This is a genomic window from Actinoplanes sp. NPDC051346 (assembly GCF_040682215.1).
Taxonomy (GTDB): domain Bacteria; phylum Actinomycetota; class Actinomycetes; order Mycobacteriales; family Micromonosporaceae; genus Actinoplanes.
On the sequence record NZ_JBFBAJ010000005.1, the window covers coordinates 134,181 to 154,484 of the forward strand.

Below are 20,304 nucleotides of genomic sequence, written 5' to 3' on the forward strand. Positions count from 1 at the left end.
GAAGGCGAAATCGGTGGCGCAACGCCACCCGAGCGCTCCCGGTCGGTCAGTGCGCGGTCAGTCCTCGGTCAGTTGAGCGTCAGCGGTGTCCGACAACCTGTGTGGAGACCGAATGAGACGCAACAACGGCGCGCGGGAGCCTCCATGCCTGAAGCCACACCCCAATTCTCCGTCGTCCCCGGCGCCCAGGTGCGCACGCTGCTCCATGGCCGTGAGACGGAGGTGGTCTCGCTGATCGAGGAGGCGTACCGACTGCACGGGCAGGGCATGACGGTGAATCCTCCGTCGTACTTCCTGCGCTTTCCGGACCGCCCGTCGGCGCGCATCATCGCCCTGCCGGCGTCCCTCGGCGGAGACGAGCCGGTCGACGGACTCAAATGGATTTCCAGCTTCCCGGACAACCTGACCCGGGACCTGCCGCGAGCCTCCGCGACGTTGATCCTCAACGACCCGGTCACCGGATATCCGATCAGCTGCATGGAAAGTTCGATCATCAGCGCGACCCGTACGGCCGCGTCGGCGGCGCTCGCCGCCGACCACCTCAGCCGGGGACGGTCGCGGCCCAGCCGGGTGGGCTTCGTTGGCACCGGCCTGATCGCCCGGTACCTGCACACCTTCCTGGTCGGAACGGGATGGAAGTTCGAAAGCGTCGGCGTCTACGACCTCGATCCCTCCTACGCCGAGGGCTTCCTGGGTTACCTGCGTGAGTCGGAACCCCACGGCGAGATCATGTCGTACGAGTCGCCCGAGGCGCTGGTCCGCGACTGCGACCTGATCGTCTACGCGACCACCGCGCCCACGCCGCACGTCGACGAGCCCGCGTGGTTCCAGCACAACCCGCTCGTGTTGCACGTGTCGCTGCGTGACCTGGCGCCGAACATCATTCTCGACGCCGTCAACATCGTCGACGACGTCGAGCACTGCCTCAAGGCGAACACGTCCGTTCACCTCGCCGAGCAACTCACCGGCGGGCGCGACTTCATCGACGGAACCCTTTTCGACGTGCTGACCGGCACGGTCCGCGTGGACGCCGATCGGCCGGTCGTGTTCTCGCCGTTCGGTCTCGGCGTCCTCGACCTCGCCGTCGGCCGGTTCGTCTACGACGAGCTCCGCCGCAACGGCGACCTGCTCGTCATCGACAACTTCTTCGCGGAGCTCAGCCGGTACGAATCGAAGGCGGGCTCCGCCGCTTAGTCCACTCGGAGTCCTTCAATGCGCGTCATCACGTCACCCGACCAGTTCAACCTGTCGGACCTGTACGTGGACCTGAGCTGGTTGACCGGCAACAGGATGTTCCTCAAGTGCGAGGGGCTGAACTTCGCCGGCTCCATCAAGCTCAAGGCCGCCGTCGAAATGATCGACTTCGCGGAGCGGTCCGGCGTCCTGCGGCCCGGTTCGACCATTGTGGAGAGTTCTTCCGGAAATCTGGGCGTAGCGCTCAGCATGGTTGCCGCGGGCCGGGGCTACAGCTTCATCTGCATCACCGATTCGCGATGCACACTCGGCGCCCGGCAACTGATGCGAACGCTCGGCGCCGACGTACGCCTCATCACCGAACCACACCCCGTGGATGGCCTCGTCGGCGCTCGCGTGCGCTACGTCAAGCGGCTCTGCGCCGAGAACGACGGCTATTTCTGGCCGAACCAGTACGTCAACGCGAACAACTGGGGTTCTCACTACCGGCTGACCGGACCGGAGATCCTCTCCAGCTTCCCCGACCTGGAAGTGCTCTTCGTCGGGGCGGGAACGACCGGAACCCTGATGGGTTGCGCGCGGTACGTCCGGGAACACCGGCCGTCCGTGCGGGTCGTGGCCATCGACACCGTCGGCTCCGTCACGTTCGGCGGTCCGGCCGCGCCCCGGATGATCCCGGGACTCGGCTCGGCGGCACCCTCCCAGCAGCTCGACGAGTCGTTCATCGACGACGTCGTGATGGTGCCCGAGGCCGAAGCCGTACGGATGTGCTGGAGCCTCTCCCGCCGCGGCTTCCTGTTCGGAGGATCCACCGGCACCGTCCTGGCCGGCGCCACCGCGTGGTACGCCGACCGGCCCGGCATCGAGGTCGGCACCGCGGTGGCGATCTCGCCGGACCTGGGCGACCGCTACCTGGACACCGTCTACCAGCCGCAATGGGTGACCGATCTGTACGGCAGCGAAGTGATGCAGGGCATTCGCGAAGCTGAGCTCTCCTGACCCCTCGACCGTCCCGCTGACCTGGCTTGGATACGACATGACCTCTGCCTCGCCCGCACCACTGCCGCTGACCGCCGGCCAGACCGATATCTGGTTCGACGAGATGCTCTCCGACCGTGGTCCCGCCCATAACATGGCCGACTATCTCGACATCCGCGGATCCGTCGACCCGGGGCACCTCGTTCAGGCGATGACCCGGCTCTTCGAGGAGGCGGAGTGTTCCCGGTCCAGGTTCGTTCTCACCGACGACGCGCCGGTGGTGCTGATCGAGCCGGTGACCACCCTGCCCCTGCGGATCGTCGACCTGCGGGGTCGTGCCGGGGCGGTCGACGAGGCGATCCGGGCCATGTGGGACGACCTGCTGCAGCGGTTCGACATCTCGGACTCGCCGCTGTTCCGCATGATCCTGTTCAAGATCGACGCGACCCGCGACCTCTGCTATCTGGCCATGCATCACCTCGTGTGCGACGGGTTCAGTCGGGTCGCCCTGTATCGGCGGCTCGCCGAGCTCTTCGCGGCGTCCGCGGGCGCCGGGACGGTCGGCGAACCGCTGCGGCCCCTGCGGGTGTTGCTGGACGCGGAGGAGTCGTACTCGCGGTCAGCGGCGGTGGAACGCGACCGTGAATTCTGGCGTAAGGAACTCACACCACCACCGCAGCCGCTGTCGCTCGCCGCGCGACCGGCGACGCCGGCCATCGGATTTCTGCGCCGCAGCCACACGGTGAGCGGTGCCGCCGCTCGACGGCTGCGCGCCTCGGCGGTGTCCTCGAACGTGACCTGGCCGGCGCTGGTCATCGCCGCCACGGCGGCGTACATGGGTCGGGTCGCCGGCCGCACCGACATCGTGCTCACCCTGCCGGTCACCGCGCGGGTCGGGGCGCAGACCCGGTCGGTGCCCGGGATGGTCGCCAACTACCTTCCCCTGCGGATCACCGCGACGCCCTCCATGAGCGTGGGGGAATTGCGGCAACAGGTTTCCCGGACGCTGCTGCGGATCCTCAAACACCAGCGTTACCGTGCCGACCGGATCCGTCAGGACCTCGGTGTCCGCAGCGACGAGCGCATGTCGTTCGGCCCGTACATCAACGTGCTGCCGCAGAGTCCGGCGATGGTGCTCGGCGACGCCACCGCCACCCTGCACAACCTCTCCACCGGTGTTGTCGATGACCTCATGGTCACCGTGCTCGACGGCGACGACGAGGCGGTCGAGATCCACCTCAACGGCAATCCGGGTCGGTACTCGGATCGGGAGCTGACCGACCACCTGGCCCGGTTCACGGGTTTCCTCGAGGCGTTCGCCGGCGCCGAGCCGACGACACCGCTCGGCCGGATCGACCTGGTGACCCGGCCGGAGGCGGAGCAACTCGAGCGCTGGCAGGGACACGTCGAAGCCGAGCCGTACATCGGGGTGGTGGAGCGGGTACGACGCTTCGCGCGAGAGCGACCCGAGTCGGTGGCCGTCAGCGACGATGACCGGACCCTGACCTATGAGGAACTGGTCGGCACGGCGAGCGCGATCTCCCGGCGTCTCGAGCCGGGATCGGTGGCCGCGGTCCTGGACGCTCCCGGCTGTGGCTTCGTCGCGGGTGTGCTCGGCGCGCTGGGAGCGGGAGCCGCGTGGATCCCTCTGGACGTCGACGCGCCGCTTGCCCGTACGGCCGCGATGGTCGCGGACGCGCAGGTCGATGTCCTGCTGGTCGGTCCGGAGTACGTCGCCCTCGCCGAGCAGGTCGCGGACCTGTGCGAGGCACCGCCGCGCGTCCTGTCCCTCGTCGCAGCGGCCGATCGACCGACCGAGCTCTTCGCGGTGCGCGGCCGCTCCCGGGACGTCGCCTATGTCATCTTCACTTCCGGCTCCACCGGGCGCCCCAAGGGCGCGATGGTGCATCGCGGCGGCCTGGTCAACCACCTGCTGGCCAAGGTGGAGGATCTGACGCTGGACGCCGCCGATCACGTGGTGCAGAACGCACCGGTGACCTTCGACGTCTCCGTCTGGCAGATGCTCGCGCCGCTCATCGTCGGCGGCCGGGTGCGGGTCGTCACCCGCCGGCGGGCGGCCGACCCCGAGGCGCTGTTCGCGATGGTGCGCGCGGAGCGCATCACCGTCCTGGAGGTCGTGCCGTCACTGCTGCGTGCCGGGCTCGATCTGTGGGACGCGGGACTGCCCGTTCCCGAGGTGGACCCGCCGCTGCGATACCTCATGGTCACCGGCGAGGCGATGCCGGCCGACCTGTGCGAACGGTGGTTCGACTATCACCGGTCAGTGCCGATCATCAACGCGTACGGGCCGACCGAGTGCTCCGACGACGTGACACACGCGCTGATCCGGGCGGGCGATCGGCTCGACGGACGAGTGCCGATCGGCTATCCCGTGCGCAACACCCGGCTGTACGTGCTCGGCGACGACCTGCGACCGATGCCGGTCAACACCATCGGCGAGCTGTACGTGGGTGGTGCCGGGGTGGGGCACGGCTACCTCGGAGACGCGGTCAAGACCGCGCTCTCGTTCGTTCCCGACCCGTACGCGGAGCCGGGAGCCGCGCCGGGCACGCGCATGTACCGGACCGGGGACCGGGTGGTGCGGCGCGAGGACGGGCAGCTTGAGTTTGTCGAACGACGCGACCACCAGGTCAAGGTGCGGGGCCACCGCATCGAACTGGGGGAGATCGAGGCGGCGATCAGGGCGCTTCCGCAGGTCAGCGATGTGGCGGTGACCGCGGTGACTGAGCGGGGCGCGACCCGGCTGGCGGCGTACCTGGTGACGGCCGAGGTGGACCTCGCCGGCGTACGCGCCGCGCTGAGCGCCGTCCTTCCCGATTACATGGTGCCGAGCACCTGGGTGCCGCTCACCGCCCTGCCGCTGACGGCACACGGAAAGGTGGACCGGGCGGCGCTGAAGCCGCTCCCGCCCGCGGCGGGCGCCCTCTCCACGGCCTCCGGGAATCCGCCGGTCAGGGACGCGGCGCCGGCGGAATCCGGCGGGGCCGGGACAACCCGGGTGCGCGAGCTGCTGTGCGAAGCGTTCGCCCAGGTCCTTCAGCTGGACAGCGTGGCGGTCGACGACAGCTTCTTCGCCCTCGGCGGCGACTCCATCAGCGCGATTCAGGTGGTCAGTCGGGCGCGGCGGCGGGGCGTCGTCATCACGGCGCGAGACGTCTTCGCCGCCAAGACGCCGGCCCGCATCGCGGCGGTCGCGATCGCGACCGGTGTCGACATCGCCCCCGCGAGCTCCGCCGTGGTGCAAGGATCCGGCGAGATCGGCCTGCTTCCCATCGCGGCTCAACTGTGGGAGGACCATCCCGCGTTCACCGGGTCGGTCGAGGAATACAGCCAGCACGTGGTTGTCCGCACGCCGGTCGGCGCCGATCTGGAGCGACTCACCGTGGCGTTGCGGGCGCTGCTGGACCGGCACGACATGCTTCGGCTGCGGGTCGACACGCCGGCGCCGGACCTGTGGACCCTGTGCGCCGCCCCTGCGGGAGCCACCCCGCTCGTCACCCGGGTGGAGTTGGGCGCGGGTCTGGACCCCGCCGAGCTGCGGCAGCTCGTCGACCGGAACCTGGAACAGGCCCGGACCCGACTGGATCCGCGCAACGGCACGGTGCTTCGGGGCGTATTCCTTGACGGGGGTACGGACACAAACGGCTGGCTGCTGCTCGTCGTCCACCACCTGGCGGTCGACGGCGTCTCCTGGCGCATTCTGCTCACCGATCTCGAGCAGGCCTGGAACGCCGTGGCCGCTGGCCGGACACCCCGGCTCGAGGCCGTGCCGACGTCGTACCGGGCCTGGTCGCAGGCGCTGGCGGTGGACGCCACCTCGGCCGATCGGCTCGGCGAGCTGGAGTTCTGGCGAGCTCAGCGCGACGACTCGCGGATCGGCCGGCGTCCCCTCGATCCGCGGATCGACACGTACGGCACGGCGGGCCGGCTGCGACTGGAGCTCGACAGCGAGTCGACCGCGGCGCTGCTCACCGTGGTGCCGACCCGCTTCCACGCGGAAATCAACGACGTGCTGCTCGCCGGGCTCGCCCTGGCGGTGGCCGAGTGGCGGCGGGCCACCGGACGAGCCGGTGAGATGGTCGTCGAGCTGGAGGGGCACGGTCGGGAGTACCTGCGCCGCGAGCTCGACCTGTCGCGAACCGTCGGCTGGTTCACCAGTGTGTTCCCGCTTCGTCTCGACCCCGGCGTGGTCGACCACGACGAAGGTTCGAGCCTGGCGGGCGTGGTGAAGCGCGTCAAGGAGCAGGTGCACGCCGTACCGGACCGGGGTCTGGGCTACGGCCTGTTGCGGTATTCGAATCCGCGTACGGCTCCGCTGCTGGCCGGATCGGTGCCCGAGATCGGATTCAACTATCTCGGCCGCATCGTCACCGTCGAGGGCATGGGCGACTGGGCGCCGGGTCTCGGCACGGCGATCGGCACCGGGGTGCGCGATGACATGCCGCTGCGACATGTCATCGCGGTCACTCCGGTCACCGAGGACCGTGCGGACGGGCCGCACCTGGTCGCGGACTGGCTCTGGGCGCCGGGCGCGATGGACGATGTCGAGGCCGCCGACCTGGCCGCCGCGTGGTTCCGGGTGTTGGGTGCGTTGGTCGAGCACGGGCGTGCCGAGGCCTTCGGCGGACACACTCCGTCCGACTTTCCGCTGGTTTCCGTGGGCCAGGAGGAAATCGAGCGGTGGGAGGCCGAAAGCGCGGAGCGCGGCGACGCCCTGTCCGACGTGCTGTCGCTGACCGCGATTCAGCGGGGCATGCTGTTCCAGGCCGAGTTCGCCACCGATGAGCCGGACTTCTACCAGCTGCAGATCGAGGCAGACCTCGTCGGGCCGCTGAACCGGAAGGCTCTCTCGGCGGCGCTCCGTGAACTGGTACGCCGGCATCCGGCGCTGCGGAGCACCTTCCGGATCCGGGCCACCGAATCGCCCGTGTCCTTGGTCTACGACTTCGACTCGGTAGCGTGGCGGGACGTTGACCTTCGCGGGTGGCGGCCCGAGGGGCAACGCGCCGAGGTGGCGGGGCTCGCCCGCGCCGATCGGACCTCCCGCTTCGACCTCTCCGAGCCGGGCCTGATGCGCTTGACGCTGGCCGCCCTCGGCGACGACCGTCACCATCTCATCTGGACACTGCACCACATCCTGATGGACGGCTGGTCGATGCCGATCCTGGTGCGTGAGTTGATGGCGTTGTACGACGGAGCCAGGGGTGGGTCCGCGCTGCCCGCCGCGCCCCCGTTCTCCGACTACCTGCGGTTCCTCGCCGAGCAGGACCGCGACGCCGCCCGCGCCGCCTGGGACGCCGCACTGAGCGGCGTGGCCGGACCGACCTTCCTGACGCCGGTCGACGCGCGGCGCGGGGCCGGGCTCCCCGAGACGGTACGCCGAAAGCTGACGGCGGAAGTCAGCACCGCCGTCGCGGACTTCGCGGCGAACCGGGACCTCACCCTCGGCACCCTGATTCAAGCCTGCTGGGCTCTGCTGCTGGCAGAGCAGGTCGGCGGCTCCGACGTCCTGTTCGGCTGCACCGTCTCCACCCGGCCGTCCGGGCTCGTGGACGCCGAGAACATCGTCGGCATGTTCCTCAACACCCTGCCCGTCCGGGTCGCGTTGACAGCCGCCGAAACCGTCTGGTCCTTCCTCGCTCGCCTCCAGGAGGAACAGTCGGCGCTGCGTTCGCACGACTATCTGGGGATCACGGAGATGGTGCGCGGCAACGCGGCGCTCGCCGGTCTCGGTGAACCGTTCGACACCGCCGTGGTCGTCGAGAACATGCCCACGGTCGACACCGGCGAAGCGCTGTCAGCGACGCTTCGCATCGAGGGCGCGGACGTCCGGGACGCCCGCCACTACCCCCTGAGCCTCGTCGTCCAGCCGGGACCGCGGCTGGAGCTGCGCTTCGACTTCGCTGCCGAGCTGCTGGACCGCGACCGGGTCGAGGCGCTCAGCGCTCGCTTCGTCGAGCTGTTGGCAGCGGTCGCCGCGACGCACGCGTCCACGCCGGTGAGCGAAATCGTCGATGGGACACCGTGGTCCCGAGCGACCCCGACGACGCGGGAGAACCCGTCGCCCGCGATCGACGTCGCGACTCCGGCCGGTCGCGTGGTGCGGGATCTGTGCACGGTGTTCGCCTCCGTCCTGGGCCTGGCCGAAGCCGGACCACACGACAATTTCTTCGCGCTCGGCGGTGACTCCATCGCGTCGATCCAGGTTGTCGCTCAGGCGCGGCTACTCGGCATCGTCATCACCCCGCAGTGCGTCTTCACCGCGCGTACCCCGGCGGGTCTGGCCGCGATCGCCACGGCGGTGACCGACTCCGCGCCGGTGACGGCGCCCGCGACGCTCGTCACGCTCTCCGCCGACGAAATGGCCGAGCTCGAGTTCGATCTGGAGATCTGATGAGTACCGAGACCCGAAATCGTCGGAGTGAGTTCCTTCCCCTGTCGCCGCTGCAACAGGGTCTGCTCTTTCACGCACAGCGCGTGGGCGAGGCCGCGGACGTCTACGTCCTGCAATTCGTGGCCGATTTCGTCGGCGCGGTGGACCGGGACAAGCTGCGGGGTTCGCTCGCCGAACTGCTGGACCGGCATGCCAACCTCCGCGCGTGTTTCCGCACGGCTCGGTCCGGCGATCCGGTTCAGGTGGTGCCCGCCCAGGTGCGGGTGCCCTGGGTGGACGCCGATCTCAGCGATCTCACCGACGAGATCCAGGCGGCTGAGCTGGCCCGACTGACCGACGCCGACCGCACCGCCGGTTTCGACATGACCCGGCCTCCGCTGCTGCGTGCCACGCTCATCCGCACCGGCGACGCCCGCTACCGGTTCCTGCTGACGGTGCACCACATCCTCGTCGACGGCTGGTCCATGCCGATCCTGCTCACCGAGTTGTTCTCCGGATACGCGGGCGGCGACAGGCCGGGCCCGGTCGAGACGACCTACCGTGACTACCTCGGGTGGTTGGGTCGCCAGGATCCGGACCTCGCCGCGCGGGCATGGCGCGAGTCACTGGCCGGCGTCGACGAGCCGACCCGGGTGGTGACCGCGGACCTGGCCCCGGTGACCGTCCCCTTGGTGGAGCGTGCGTCGCTGTCGGCGGAGAACACCCAGAATCTGCTCGCGTTCGCCCGCGGCCGGCAGGTCACGCTCAACAACCTCGTGCAGTTGGCCTGGGCGATCGTCCTCGGGCAGCTGTCCGGACAGACCGATGTCGTGTTCGGCGCGATCGACGCGGGCCGACCCGCGGAGCTGCCGGGCATCGAGCGGACGATCGGAATGTTCGCCAACACGGTGCCGGTGCGGGTCCGCCTGGATCCGGCGCTGACCGTCGTCCAGGCCCTGACCGAGATCCAGCGGGAGCAGAGCGCGACGCTGGCGCACCGCCATCTTGGACTGGCGGAGGTGCAACGCGCCGTCGGGGTGACCGGCCTGTTCGACACGGTGCTGGCGTTCCAGAACTACCCGCTGGACGCGACCGCCGTCGACCGATCGCTCCCCGGGCTCACGCTGCGACGCATGGAGGTCCGTAACGCGACGGAGTACCCGTTGCAGCTGACCGTCGTCCCGGGACGCGAGTTGGAGCTGGAGGTGCGGTACCGGCCGGACGCGCTGGACGCGGACGCCGCGCGCCGGGTCCTCGAGCTGACCGGCCGCCTGCTCGGCGCGCTTCCGGCGGCGGCCGATCGGCCGCTCGCCGCGCTGGACCTGCTCCTACCCGGCGAGTTCGACGCCGTCGTGGTCGAGGCGAACGCCACAGAGGTGGCGTGGCCGAAGGAACTGTTGCCCCGGCTGTTGACCGTCGCGGCGTTGGGCAGGCCCGACGACGTGGCGCTGATCTGCGACGACGCGGTGCTGACCGGCCGGGAGCTGCACGCGCGGGTCAACCGCTTCAGCCACCTGCTGCGCGGCTACGGTGCCGGACCGGAGTCCATGGTGGCGATCGCCCTTCCGCGCCGCTCGGAGCTCATCATCGCCGCGATGGCGGTGCTCAAGGCCGGCGCGGCGTTCGTGGCGCTCGATCCCGGACATCCGGCGGAGCGGCTGAACGTCATGTTCGAAGACGCCGACATCAGCGTCCTCGTCACGACCGGCGACGTGTCCGCGAGGCTGCCGACGACCGAAGCGCCGCGAATCCTGGTGGACACACCCGAGTGCGCACAGGCGCTGGAGACAATGCCGGCCACCGAGCCGGAGCTGCCACCGGACCCGTACGCCGCCGACCGTCCGGCCTACGTCATCTTCACCTCCGGATCGACCGGCAGGCCGAAGGGCGTGGTCGTGACCTACGGCGCCGTCACCAACTTCGTGCTCGACATCCGGCGCCGGCTGGACGTCACACCCGAGGACCGGATGTTCTCGGTGACGACGTTCGGGTTCGACATCGCGTTGATGGAGATCTTCGTGCCGCTCATCGCGGGTGCGACGCTCGTGCTGGCCGGCTCGGCGACGACCAGGGATCCGGACGCGTTGACCGACGCGCTGGTGGCCAGCGGGGCCACCATGATGGAGGCGACGCCGAGCCACTGGCAGAGCATCGTGTCCACGCACAGCTCCGCCCTGAACGGTGTGCGGGCGTTGTCGGGAGGTGAGCCGCTGAGCGCCACGCTGGGCGCCGAGCTCGCCGCCAGCGCCGTCGACGTGGTCAACCTCTACGGACCCACCGAGACCACCATCTACTCCACCGTGGGTCGGCTGGACCCGGCCCGTCCCGGCCAGCCGCCCATCGGTGTCCCGATCGCCAACACCCAGGTCTACGTCCTGGACGGATCGCTGCGCCCGCAACCACCCGGCATCGCCGGCGAGCTCTACCTCGCCGGTGCGGGTCTGGCCCGCGGCTATGTCAGGCGGCCCGGGCTGACGGCCGAACGTTTCGTCGCGAATCCGTTCGGCCCCGCCGGCAGCAGGATGTACCGCACCGGCGACCTGGCCTACTGGGCGGCCGACGGCCAACTGCAATGCCTCGGGCGGGTGGACCGCCAGCTGAAGATTCGTGGCCACCGGATCGAGCTGGGCGAGATCGAGTCGGCGCTGACCCAGCACCCGGCCGTGGTGAGGGCGGCGGTCGTCGCACGCACCCGGGCGGCCACCGATGTGTGGCTCGCGGCCTATGTGGAGGTGGCGTCCGGCGCCGCCGAGGAATCGATCGTGGGGGAGCTGCGGACGCAGCTGGCGGCCGCGCTGCCGGAGTACATGCAGCCAACGGTGATCATGACGGTGCCCACGTTCTCGCTGACTCCCAGCGGGAAGATCGACTACAAGGTGCTACCGGACCCCGTGGTCACCTCGAGCGAGGAACGTCCACCGGGGTCGCCGGCCGAGGAGATCGTCTGTCAGCTCGTCGCGGAGGTGCTGGAACTCGACGAGGTGGGCGTCGACGACGACTTCTTCGCGATCGGCGGACACTCCCTGGCGGCGGTCCGGCTGGTCAGCCTGGTCCGCTCCGCCTTCGGCGTCGAGCTGCCGATGCGGGCGCTGTTCGAGCAACCGACCGCCCGCCAGCTCGCCGTCCAGCTGCGCGGCAACGGCCCGGCCCGCCCGTCACTGGCCCCGGCATCCCGTCCGGACCCGGTGCCGTTGTCTCCCGCGCAACGACGGTTGTGGTTCCTGAATCGGCTGGACCCCGCCGGCGGCACCTACAACATGCCCATGGTCGTGCGACTGCGAGGCGCGCTCGACGTAGCCGCACTCACCGCCGCTGTCGCCGACGTGACGGAACGCCACGAGATTCTCCGCACGCTCTTCCCCGAAGCGGAACCTGAGCCGTTCCAGCGCATTCTGCGCGACGGCCCGGCACTACAGGTGATCGAGGTCGCGGATGACGAGCGCGGCGAGGCTCTCATCGCGGCCGAGGCCCAGCGAGGGTTCGATCTCGTCACGGAAGTGCCTTTCCGGGCCCGGTTGTACGTACGGGACGCGGATCGGTACGTCCTGACGCTGGTCCTTCACCACATCGCCTGCGACGGGTGGTCCGTCGGTCCGCTCATGGCCGACCTCGCGGCGGCGTACGAGGCGCGCCTTGACGACCGGTCCCCGGAGTTCACGCCACTGCCGGTGCAGTACGCCGACTACGCGCTCTGGCAACACACCTTGCTCGGACGCGCCGACGCACCGGACAGCATCGCCGCCGCCCAGTTGGCCTACTGGACGCGGACCCTGGCGGGCCTGCCGGAGGAACTGGAGCTGCCGACAGACCTGACCCGGCCCGCCGTCACCACGTACGCGGGCGGTCAGGTCCATTTCGAGGTGCCGGCGGAGCTGCACGCCGCCATGGTCGCCGTGGCTCGCGAGTGCGGCGTCACGGTGTTCATGCTGACGCAGGCCGCACTCGCGACGACCCTGAGCAAGCTGGGCGCGGGCAGCGACATCCCGCTGGGCACCGCGGTCGCCGGGCGGCATGACCAGGCCCTGGAGGGACTGGTCGGCTTCTTCGTCAACACCCTGGTCCTTCGGACGGACACCGGCGGAAACCCGACCGTCCGCGAGCTTCTGCACCGGGTCCGGGAAACCGACCTCGCGGCGTTCGCGCATGCCGACGTGCCCTTCGAAAGCGTGGTGGAAGCCGTCAAACCGGTGCGCTCGCTGTCCAGGGCGCCGCTCTGTCAGGTGATGCTGATCCTGCAGAACATGCGCCGGCCCACGGTGCGGATCCCGGATGTCCGGGTCGACCTCGACGCCGTGGAGAGCTCGTCGGCGAAGTTCGATCTCTCCTTCGAACTGCACGAACGGCTGGACCAGCCGGGGGCCGCCGGCATGGACGGCGTGGTGGAGTTCAGCCGGGACCTGTGGCGGCCCGCCTCCGTTCAGCAGCTTGCCCAACGGTTCGTACGCGTGCTGCAGGCCATGGTCGCGAACCCGGCGGCCCGGGTCGCGGACCTCGAGGTTCTCGAGCCGGCCGAAAGAGTCCGGCTCGTCCGGGACTGGAGCTCCGCCGCCGAACGTCCCTCGCCGCCGGCCCCGGACCTGGTCGCGTTGTTCCGCCGGCAGGTCGACGATCACGAGGCGCTGCCCGCTCTGATCGCCGGCGACGAGCGGCTCAGCTATGCCGAGCTGGATCGCCGGGCCAACCGGCTCGCCCGGGAACTGATCGCTCGGGGCGCCGGACCCGACCAGCTGATCGCGCTGGCGTTGCCGCGCACCGCGGACGTGGTGGTGGCGAGCCTGGCCGTCCTGAAGGCCGGCGCGGCGTACCTGCCGGTGGACGCGGCCAACCCCGACGAGCGCATCGCCTTCCTCTTCGCCGACGCCCGGCCGATGATGGTGATCGCCACGAACGAGACGATGCCCCGGTCTCCGAATCTGCCGCCGATCCTGCTGCTCGACGATGCGACCGTGGCGGCCGCCATCGCCGCGCATCCGGATGTCGACCTGGGTGACGACGAGCGGCAGAGGCCGCTGCGGCCCGACGATCCGGCCTATGTCATCTACACCTCCGGTTCCACCGGACGGCCGAAGGGCGTCGTCGTCGCGCATGCCAGCGGTGTCGAGCTGGCCGCCGACCACCGGGCCCGGTTCCAGGTCGGCGCACAGACGCGGGCGTTGCAGTTCGCCTCGTTCGGATTCGACGCGTCCTTCTGGGAGATGTGCGTCTCGCTGTTCAGCGGCGGCACGATGGTGCTGGCGCCGAGTGACTGCAGGGTGGGCGAGGCGCTGGCGGACTTCATCCACCGGCACCGGGTCAATCTCGCCGTGCTGCCGCCCGCGGTCCTCGCCGCCATGCCCGAGGGCGTGCGGCTGCCGGAGGACTTCGTGCTGGCGGTGGCCGGCGAGGCCTGCCCCGGCGAGGTCGTCGCGCGATGGTCCGCACAACACCGCATGGTCAACGCGTACGGGCCGACGGAGGCGACCGTCTGCGTGACGGTGAGCGACCCGCTGCACGGTGACGGCCGCCCGCCGATCGGTCGCCCGGTCGCCGGCCACCACGTGCGGGTGCTCGACGAGATGCTCATGCCCGTGCCGGTCGGCGTCCCGGGCGAGCTCTACGTGGGCGGCAGCGGCCTGGCCCACGGCTACCTCAACCGCACGGGGCTGACCGCGCAACGATTCGTCGCGGATCCCGCCGGCCCGCCCGGATCGCGGATGTACCGCACGGGCGATGTGGTGCGCTGGCTGCCGGACGGCAGCCTCGACTACCTCGGCCGGTCGGACGATCAGGTGAAGATCCGCGGCTACCGGATCGAGCCGGGCGAGATCGAGAGCGCGGTGCGGGCGGCGACCGGGCTCTCCTCGGCGGTGGTGGTCGTCCGCGAGGACGAGGCCGGCGTCAAGCGACTCGTCGCATACCTGGTGGCGGCGGGCGACGACGATCCCGACGTGACCGAGCTGCGCCGGCGGTTGCGGCAGTCCGTGCCGGACTACATGGTCCCCGACGACTTCGTGACCCTCGCGGCCCTGCCGATGACCATCAACGGGAAGGTGGACAAGGCCGCCCTGCCCGCTCCGCGTCGGATCGCGGCCGTCGGGAGCAGGCCGCCGGCCACACCCCACGAAGAGGTGCTGTGCGAGGTGTTCGCGGAGGTCCTGGGAGTGCCGACGGTCGGCGCCGAGGATGACTTCTTCGACATCGGCGGCAACAGCATCAGGTCGGTGCAGCTTGTCGCGAGCGCCGGCCGAGCTGGTCTGCGCTTCACCGTGGCGGATGTCTTCACCGCGCGTACCGCTGCGAAGTTGGCCGAGAGTGTCGGCTCCGACCAGCGGTCCGCGCAGAGCCCGGCCACCTGGATCGCCGAGGATCTTTCGACGCGACGTCTCACCGACCCGTTCGCGGTGCTGCTGCCGATCCGGACGCAGGGCACGCTCGCACCCCTGTTCTGCCTGCACGGCGGCATGGGATTGAGCCTGCCCTACCTGGGGCTCGCCGCGCATCTCGGACCGGACCGGCCGCTCTACGGCCTGCAGTCGCCCTACCAGCTTCCGGGGGCCGGGCTGCCGGAGAGTCTGGCGGACCTCGCGGACGAATACCTGGCCCACATCCGGCGGATCCAGCCGAGGGGGCCGTACCACCTGATGGGTTGGTCCTATGGCGGGTTGCTCGCGCACCAGATCGCGGTCCGGCTGCAACAGGACGACGAGCAGGTCGGTTTCCTGGCCAACCTCGACAGCTATCCCCATGACGCCGAGGTCGACGGGCCGGTGCCGGACGAGGTCGAGTTGACCGGCCGCATGGGCGAATACCTCGGTTACGCGCGTTCGGAGTTTTCCGGTGGCGAGGTGACCGTGGCGCGGGTGGTGCGGCGGCTCGCCGAGGACGCCAATCCGCTCGCCGAACTCGGCGCCGAGCAGGCATCGCGACTGGTCGAACTGATGAGCGCGCATGCCAGAACGGTCGCGTCATTCGAGCCGCGGAAGTTCGTCGGTACGATGCACCTCTTCGCGGCCACCGGAGACGACGAGCCGGAGAACGTCTCGGCCAAAGTGAAGCGGTGGGAGCCACATGTGCACGGCGTGGTCCGCCGCTTCGACATCGCCTGCACCCATGAGGCGATGATGCACCCGGGCCCGCAGGCCCGGATCGGTGCTCTACTAGCCGCGGAGCTGGACCAGCTCCGCCAGAAGGACATGGATCGATGAGCACACAGACCCAGACCCGTCCGGTGGCGGCCGCCGAACAGAGCGCGTTCTTCGTCGAGACCTTCGCGCTGGCGAGGCGACGGCTGAGCCACCTGAGGCGGACGCCGGGGCGGCTCGTCGGGGTGGTGATGAACCCGCTCGTCCTGCTGCTGGCGGTCGGCTACCTCTTCGAGAACGCCATCGCCACGCCCTCCTCCGGCAGGTACATCGACTATCTGATGGCCGGAGTGCTCCTCCAGGTGGGACTCGCGAGCATCGGGCCCACCGCGATCAGCGTCGCCATGGACCTCAAGCTCGGCATGATGGACAGGTTCCGCTCGCTGCCGATCTCTAGGGCGGCGGTGACGGTCGGCCACTCACTCAGCGACACCGTCACCGGGATCGTCGGGGTGGTGCTGGTCAGCCTCGTGGGACTCGCCCTGGGTTGGCGGCCCCACGGTGACCCCTGGGAGATCGGTCTCGGTTTCCTGACGGTCATCGTGTTCGTGCACGCGATGGTCTGGGTCGGCATTCTCCTCGGGCAGACCGTCCGCAATCTGGAGTCCATCGATTCCATCGGCGCGCTCGTGCTCGTGGTCTTCTCGTTCCTGTCGAACGCGGTGTTCCCGGCGCAGGCCATGCCGCAATGGATCCAGCCGTTCGTGGAATGGAATCCGACGAGCGCCACCGCGACCTGGTGCCGCCAGCTGTGGGGTCTGTCCGAACCGTCCGGTGAGGGTTTCGTCCCCCAGCATCCGGGACTGGTCGCTCTCGTGGCTGTCGGCACTCTTCTCGTCGCCGCTGTGTGGGCGAGCCTGCGCCGATTCCGCCGCTCGGCTTCCTGAACGGCCGGGGGTGGCAGTTGTGGTAGTAGGACTACTGCTGCGCGCATCCACCCCTGACCATACTTATTCAGGTCGAAGGTTCCGACAGAAAGTGGGCAGGCAGTGGACGAGCGCTTGGGTCGAGAAGACACACACGGTAGGACCGGTAGCGCCGGCGTCTGCGTGCTTCGGGGAGTCGCCCTGACCGGACTTGCGCTGACCGAGGCGCTGTTGGTGCTGTGGGTGAGCTTGTGTGTGGTGCTGGCCCCGATCGGTCTGGGTCTCTTCCTGCTGCCGGGAGCGCTCGCGGGGGCCCGTGGGCTGACCGCCGTGCAGCGTCGTCTGGCCCTGCGGTGGTCCGGGGTCCGGGTCGAACCGGCACAGTACCGGGCACTGTCGGGGACCACCGGCGCGTCGGGCATGGTCCGGCGTTCGTACCGGATGCTCGGTGACCCCGAGACCTGGCGGGACCTGCGCTGGCTGCTCGTCAACCCGTTCGTGGGGCCGGTGCTGGGCTTCCTGCCGGCGGTGGCGATCGTCGAGGGCGTCTGGGGCCTGCTCATGCCGTTCATGTGGCGTACGGTCACCGAGACCTGGGGCTGGGAGAACAGCTGGTTCACCTTCATCCCGCTGGTCAGTCAGGGCACCGCGTGGCTGGCCGCCGTCGTCGGCGCCATCGAGATCGTCATCGGCCTGCTTCTGGGCCGGGCGCTGCTGCGGGTGCACGGTCGGTGGGTCCGCCGCATGCTGGGCGGGTTGTCGCGGTCCGCGCTGACGTACCGGGTCGAGAGCCTCACGTCGTCCCGGTCGGACGCGGTCGAGCAGCGTGCCGTGGAGCTGAGCCGCATCGAGCGTGACCTGCATGACGGCGCCCAGTCCCGGCTGGTCGCGATGGGCATGACGTTGTCCGCGGCCGAGGCGCTGCTGGACCGCAATCCGGAGGCGGCTCGGGCCCTGGTCACCGAGGCGAAGAACAGCTCGGCGACGGCACTGCGCGAGATTCGCGACCTGGTGCGGGGCATCCACCCGCCGGTACTGGCCGACCGCGGTCTCGCGGACGCGGTCAAGGCGCTTGCCCTGGACCTTCCGGTACGGACCGAGGTCGAGGCCTCCCTGGCACGACGGCTCCCGCCGCCGGTCGAGTCGGCCGTCTACTTCGTCGTGTCGGAGCTGCTGAACAACGCCGTGAAATACGCCGGGGCGCAGACCATCAGCGTCACGATGGCGCATTCCGACGGATGGCTGCGGGTGACCGTTCACGACGACGGCGTCGGCGGCGTGGATCCCGACAAGGGAACGGGAATTCGCGGTGTCGAACGGCGGCTGCTGCCCTTCGACGGATATATCACGGTCCTGAGCCCGATCGGCGGGCCGACGTCCATCTCCGTCGAGGTTCCGTGTGAACCCGCACAGGTCGGCTGAGAACGCCGCCTCTCGTTTCCTCTGACTTATTCTTCCGACCGCGGTCGGAAATCAATCTTCCGCATTCATGGATCCGTGGTGGGTCGATGCTGCGCTGCGAAAGGTTTGTCATGCCGAAAAAGAAAGTGTCTCTGACCGCGCGACTCGCCGGATGGAGTGCGGCACATCCGTGGAAGGCGACGCTTTTGTGGTTGCTTTTCGTGGCGGTCACGATCGCCGCCGGATCCGGCACCCAGAAGCGTCAGGCGACGGAGGCGGAGCTGCTGGTCGGCGAATCCGCCGCGGCGGCCCGGATCATCGAGGAGGGCTCGCTGCGGGATCCGGCCGTCGAGAACATCCTCATCACGATGCCCGGTGGCGGCGCGCTGGCGAAGGAGCCGGCGGCCAAGGCCGTGACCGACCTGAAGAGTCGCCTCGGCGCGCTCTCGGAGGTCGAAACGGTGGCGGAGCCGTTGCCGGCCGCCGACGGCAAGGCTCTCCTGCTCCGGGTACGGATGAAGGGCGACGCGGACACCGCCAACACTCGGGTCGAGGCCATCGAGACGGTGACCGCCGAGGCGCGACGGTCCCACCCCGGCCTGCGCTTCGATCAGGCCGGTTCGGCCTCCATCACCAACGAGTTCCAGGAATGGATCGGCAAGGACATCGCCAAGGCCACCACGATCAGTGTGCCGGTGACGTTGGCCATCCTGGTGCTCGCCTTCGGCTCGTTCGTGATGGCCGGCGTGCCGGTGCTCCTGGCTCTGTCGGCGGTCGGCTCGGTTCTCGGTCTCTGGACGCTGGTGTCCCACCTGGTCCCGGATCCCGGCATGGTTCCGGACATCATCGTCCTGATGGGCATGGCCGTCGGCGTCGACTATTCGCTGTTCTACCTGCGTCGCTACCGAGAGGAAAAGCAGGCGGGCAGGGACAACGTGGACGCTGTCGAGATCGCCGCGGCCACCTCCGGCCACGCGGTCGTCGTGTCCGGTATCGCGGCGGTCCTGTCCCTGGCGGCGCTGTACCTGGCCGACGACATCGTCTTCCGGTCGCTCGGCACCGGCGCGATCCTGGTCGTCGCCGTCGCGGTGCTGGCATCCGTGACGGTTCTGCCGGCACTCCTCGCCAAGATCGGGCCGCGCCTGGACCGTCCCGGTTCGCGCTTCATGCGCCGCCTGAAGCGCAAGAAGCGCCCCAACGCGAGCCCGCGACTGTGGAACGCCATGCTGCGGCCCGTCCTGCGTCACCCGGTGATCTCGCTGATTCTCTCTGTCGGTGCTTTGCTGGCCCTGGCGTACCCGGCGCTGAGCATGGATCTCAAGTCGACGCAGATCGACGACTTCCCCCGGTCGCTGACGACGATGCAGAGCTACGACCGGGTGCACGAGCACTTCCCGTCCTCCGGCAACACCGTGCTGGTGGCAACCGAGGTCCCGGGCGGAGAGACGCGGGCGCTGCGATCACAGCTGACGGCACTGGCCGACCGCGCCAGGCAGGACCCGTTGTTCGCCGGCGACATCGATCCCGAGACCCGCTTCTCCGCCGACGACACGACCGGGGTTCTGGTGCTCAGCACCCCGTACGAGTCGGACTCCGAGCAGGCGCGTCAGGCGGTGCATCGACTCCGCGACGACCTGGTGCCGGCGACGGTGGGCACCATCTCGGGCGCCTCGTACGCCGTGGGTGGCGAGGCTTCCTCCGATATGGACTACACCGCCAACCTGAAGGACAAGCTGCCCCTGGTCGTCGGCGCGGTTCTCGCGCTGACCTTCCTGGTGATGCTGATCGCGTTCCGATCGGTCGTCATCGGCCTCACCACGGTGCTGCTCAACCTGCTGTCCAGCGCTGCCTCGTTCGGCCTGCTGTGCCTGGTGTTCGAGGGCACCTGGGCCGAGGACATCCTGTCCTTCAAGTCGACCGGGCACGTGGTGTCGTGGGTCCCGATGCTGTTGTTCGTCGTCCTCTCCGGGCTGTCGCTCGACTATCACGTCTTCGTCGTCACCCGCATTCGCGAGGAGGCGATGTCCGGAATGACGACCCGCAACGCGGTGGCCTCCGGGATCGCCCGCACCGCCGGGGTGGTGACGAGCGCCGCGGTGGTCATGGTCGCGGTCTTCTCCATCTTCGGCACGCTCAGCTTCATCGAACTCAAGCAGATCGGTGTCGGCCTGGCGGCCGCCATCGTGTTGGACGCCACGATCATTCGGATCGTGGTGCTGCCCGCCATGATGTCGCTGCTCGGCAAGTCGAACTGGTGGCCGGGCCTGCGGCGACGGCAGGACCCGCCGCAAGCCGATCCGCTGTCACCGGGCCCGGAGTCCCCCGCTCTGGTCACCGTGTGACCCAAGGG

7 protein-coding genes are annotated in these 20,304 nt (G+C 69.7%); all 7 read left to right on the forward strand.

Annotated features, from left to right (window positions below; genetic code table 11):
• Nucleotides 1-144 precede the first annotated feature (144 nt).
• The 7 genes from sbnB to AB0M36_RS14760 all read left to right on the forward strand — a co-directional run bounded on the left by sbnB (nucleotide 145) and on the right by AB0M36_RS14760 (nucleotide 20,296).
• Nucleotides 145-1,194, forward strand: coding sequence for a 2,3-diaminopropionate biosynthesis protein SbnB (gene sbnB / locus AB0M36_RS14730; RefSeq protein WP_364156949.1), 1,050 nt, complete (start codon nucleotides 145-147; stop codon nucleotides 1,192-1,194).
• Between the two features lie 18 nt (nucleotides 1,195-1,212).
• Nucleotides 1,213-2,193: a 2,3-diaminopropionate biosynthesis protein SbnA gene (sbnA, locus tag AB0M36_RS14735; protein WP_364156952.1), complete on the forward strand. Its 981-nt coding sequence runs from the start codon at nucleotides 1,213-1,215 to the stop codon at nucleotides 2,191-2,193.
• Nucleotides 2,194-2,230: 37 nt separating this feature from the next.
• On the forward strand, nucleotides 2,231-8,587 hold the full coding sequence (locus AB0M36_RS14740) for an amino acid adenylation domain-containing protein (RefSeq protein WP_364156955.1): 6,357 nt from the start codon (nucleotides 2,231-2,233) through the stop codon (nucleotides 8,585-8,587).
• On the forward strand, nucleotides 8,587-15,750 hold the full coding sequence (locus tag AB0M36_RS14745; RefSeq protein ID WP_364156958.1) for an amino acid adenylation domain-containing protein: 7,164 nt from the start codon (nucleotides 8,587-8,589) through the stop codon (nucleotides 15,748-15,750). The genes AB0M36_RS14740 and AB0M36_RS14745 overlap by 1 nt, the downstream gene beginning before the upstream one ends.
• Nucleotides 15,747-16,574, forward strand: a complete 828-nt coding sequence (locus tag AB0M36_RS14750; protein ID WP_364156961.1) for an ABC transporter permease — start codon at nucleotides 15,747-15,749, stop codon at nucleotides 16,572-16,574. The genes AB0M36_RS14745 and AB0M36_RS14750 overlap by 4 nt, the downstream gene beginning before the upstream one ends.
• Before the next feature lie 162 nt (nucleotides 16,575-16,736).
• Nucleotides 16,737-17,975: a sensor domain-containing protein gene (locus AB0M36_RS14755; protein ID WP_364156964.1), complete on the forward strand. Its 1,239-nt coding sequence runs from the start codon at nucleotides 16,737-16,739 to the stop codon at nucleotides 17,973-17,975.
• A gap of 110 nt (nucleotides 17,976-18,085) precedes the next feature.
• Entirely contained in the window at nucleotides 18,086-20,296 is a 2,211-nt protein-coding gene (locus AB0M36_RS14760) for an MMPL family transporter (protein WP_364156967.1), read from the forward strand.
• Nucleotides 20,297-20,304: the final 8 nt, after the last annotated feature.

Coding starts and splice junctions, on each gene's coding strand:
- sbnB (WP_364156949.1), top strand. CDS start 145: ATGCCTGAAGCCACACCCCAATTCTCCGTCGTCCCCGGCGCCCAGGTG.
- sbnA (WP_364156952.1), top strand. CDS start 1,213: ATGCGCGTCATCACGTCACCCGACCAGTTCAACCTGTCGGACCTGTAC.
- AB0M36_RS14740 (WP_364156955.1), top strand. CDS start 2,231: ATGACCTCTGCCTCGCCCGCACCACTGCCGCTGACCGCCGGCCAGACC.
- AB0M36_RS14745 (WP_364156958.1), top strand. CDS start 8,587: ATGAGTACCGAGACCCGAAATCGTCGGAGTGAGTTCCTTCCCCTGTCG.
- AB0M36_RS14750 (WP_364156961.1), top strand. CDS start 15,747: ATGAGCACACAGACCCAGACCCGTCCGGTGGCGGCCGCCGAACAGAGC.
- AB0M36_RS14760 (WP_364156967.1), top strand. CDS start 18,086: ATGCCGAAAAAGAAAGTGTCTCTGACCGCGCGACTCGCCGGATGGAGT.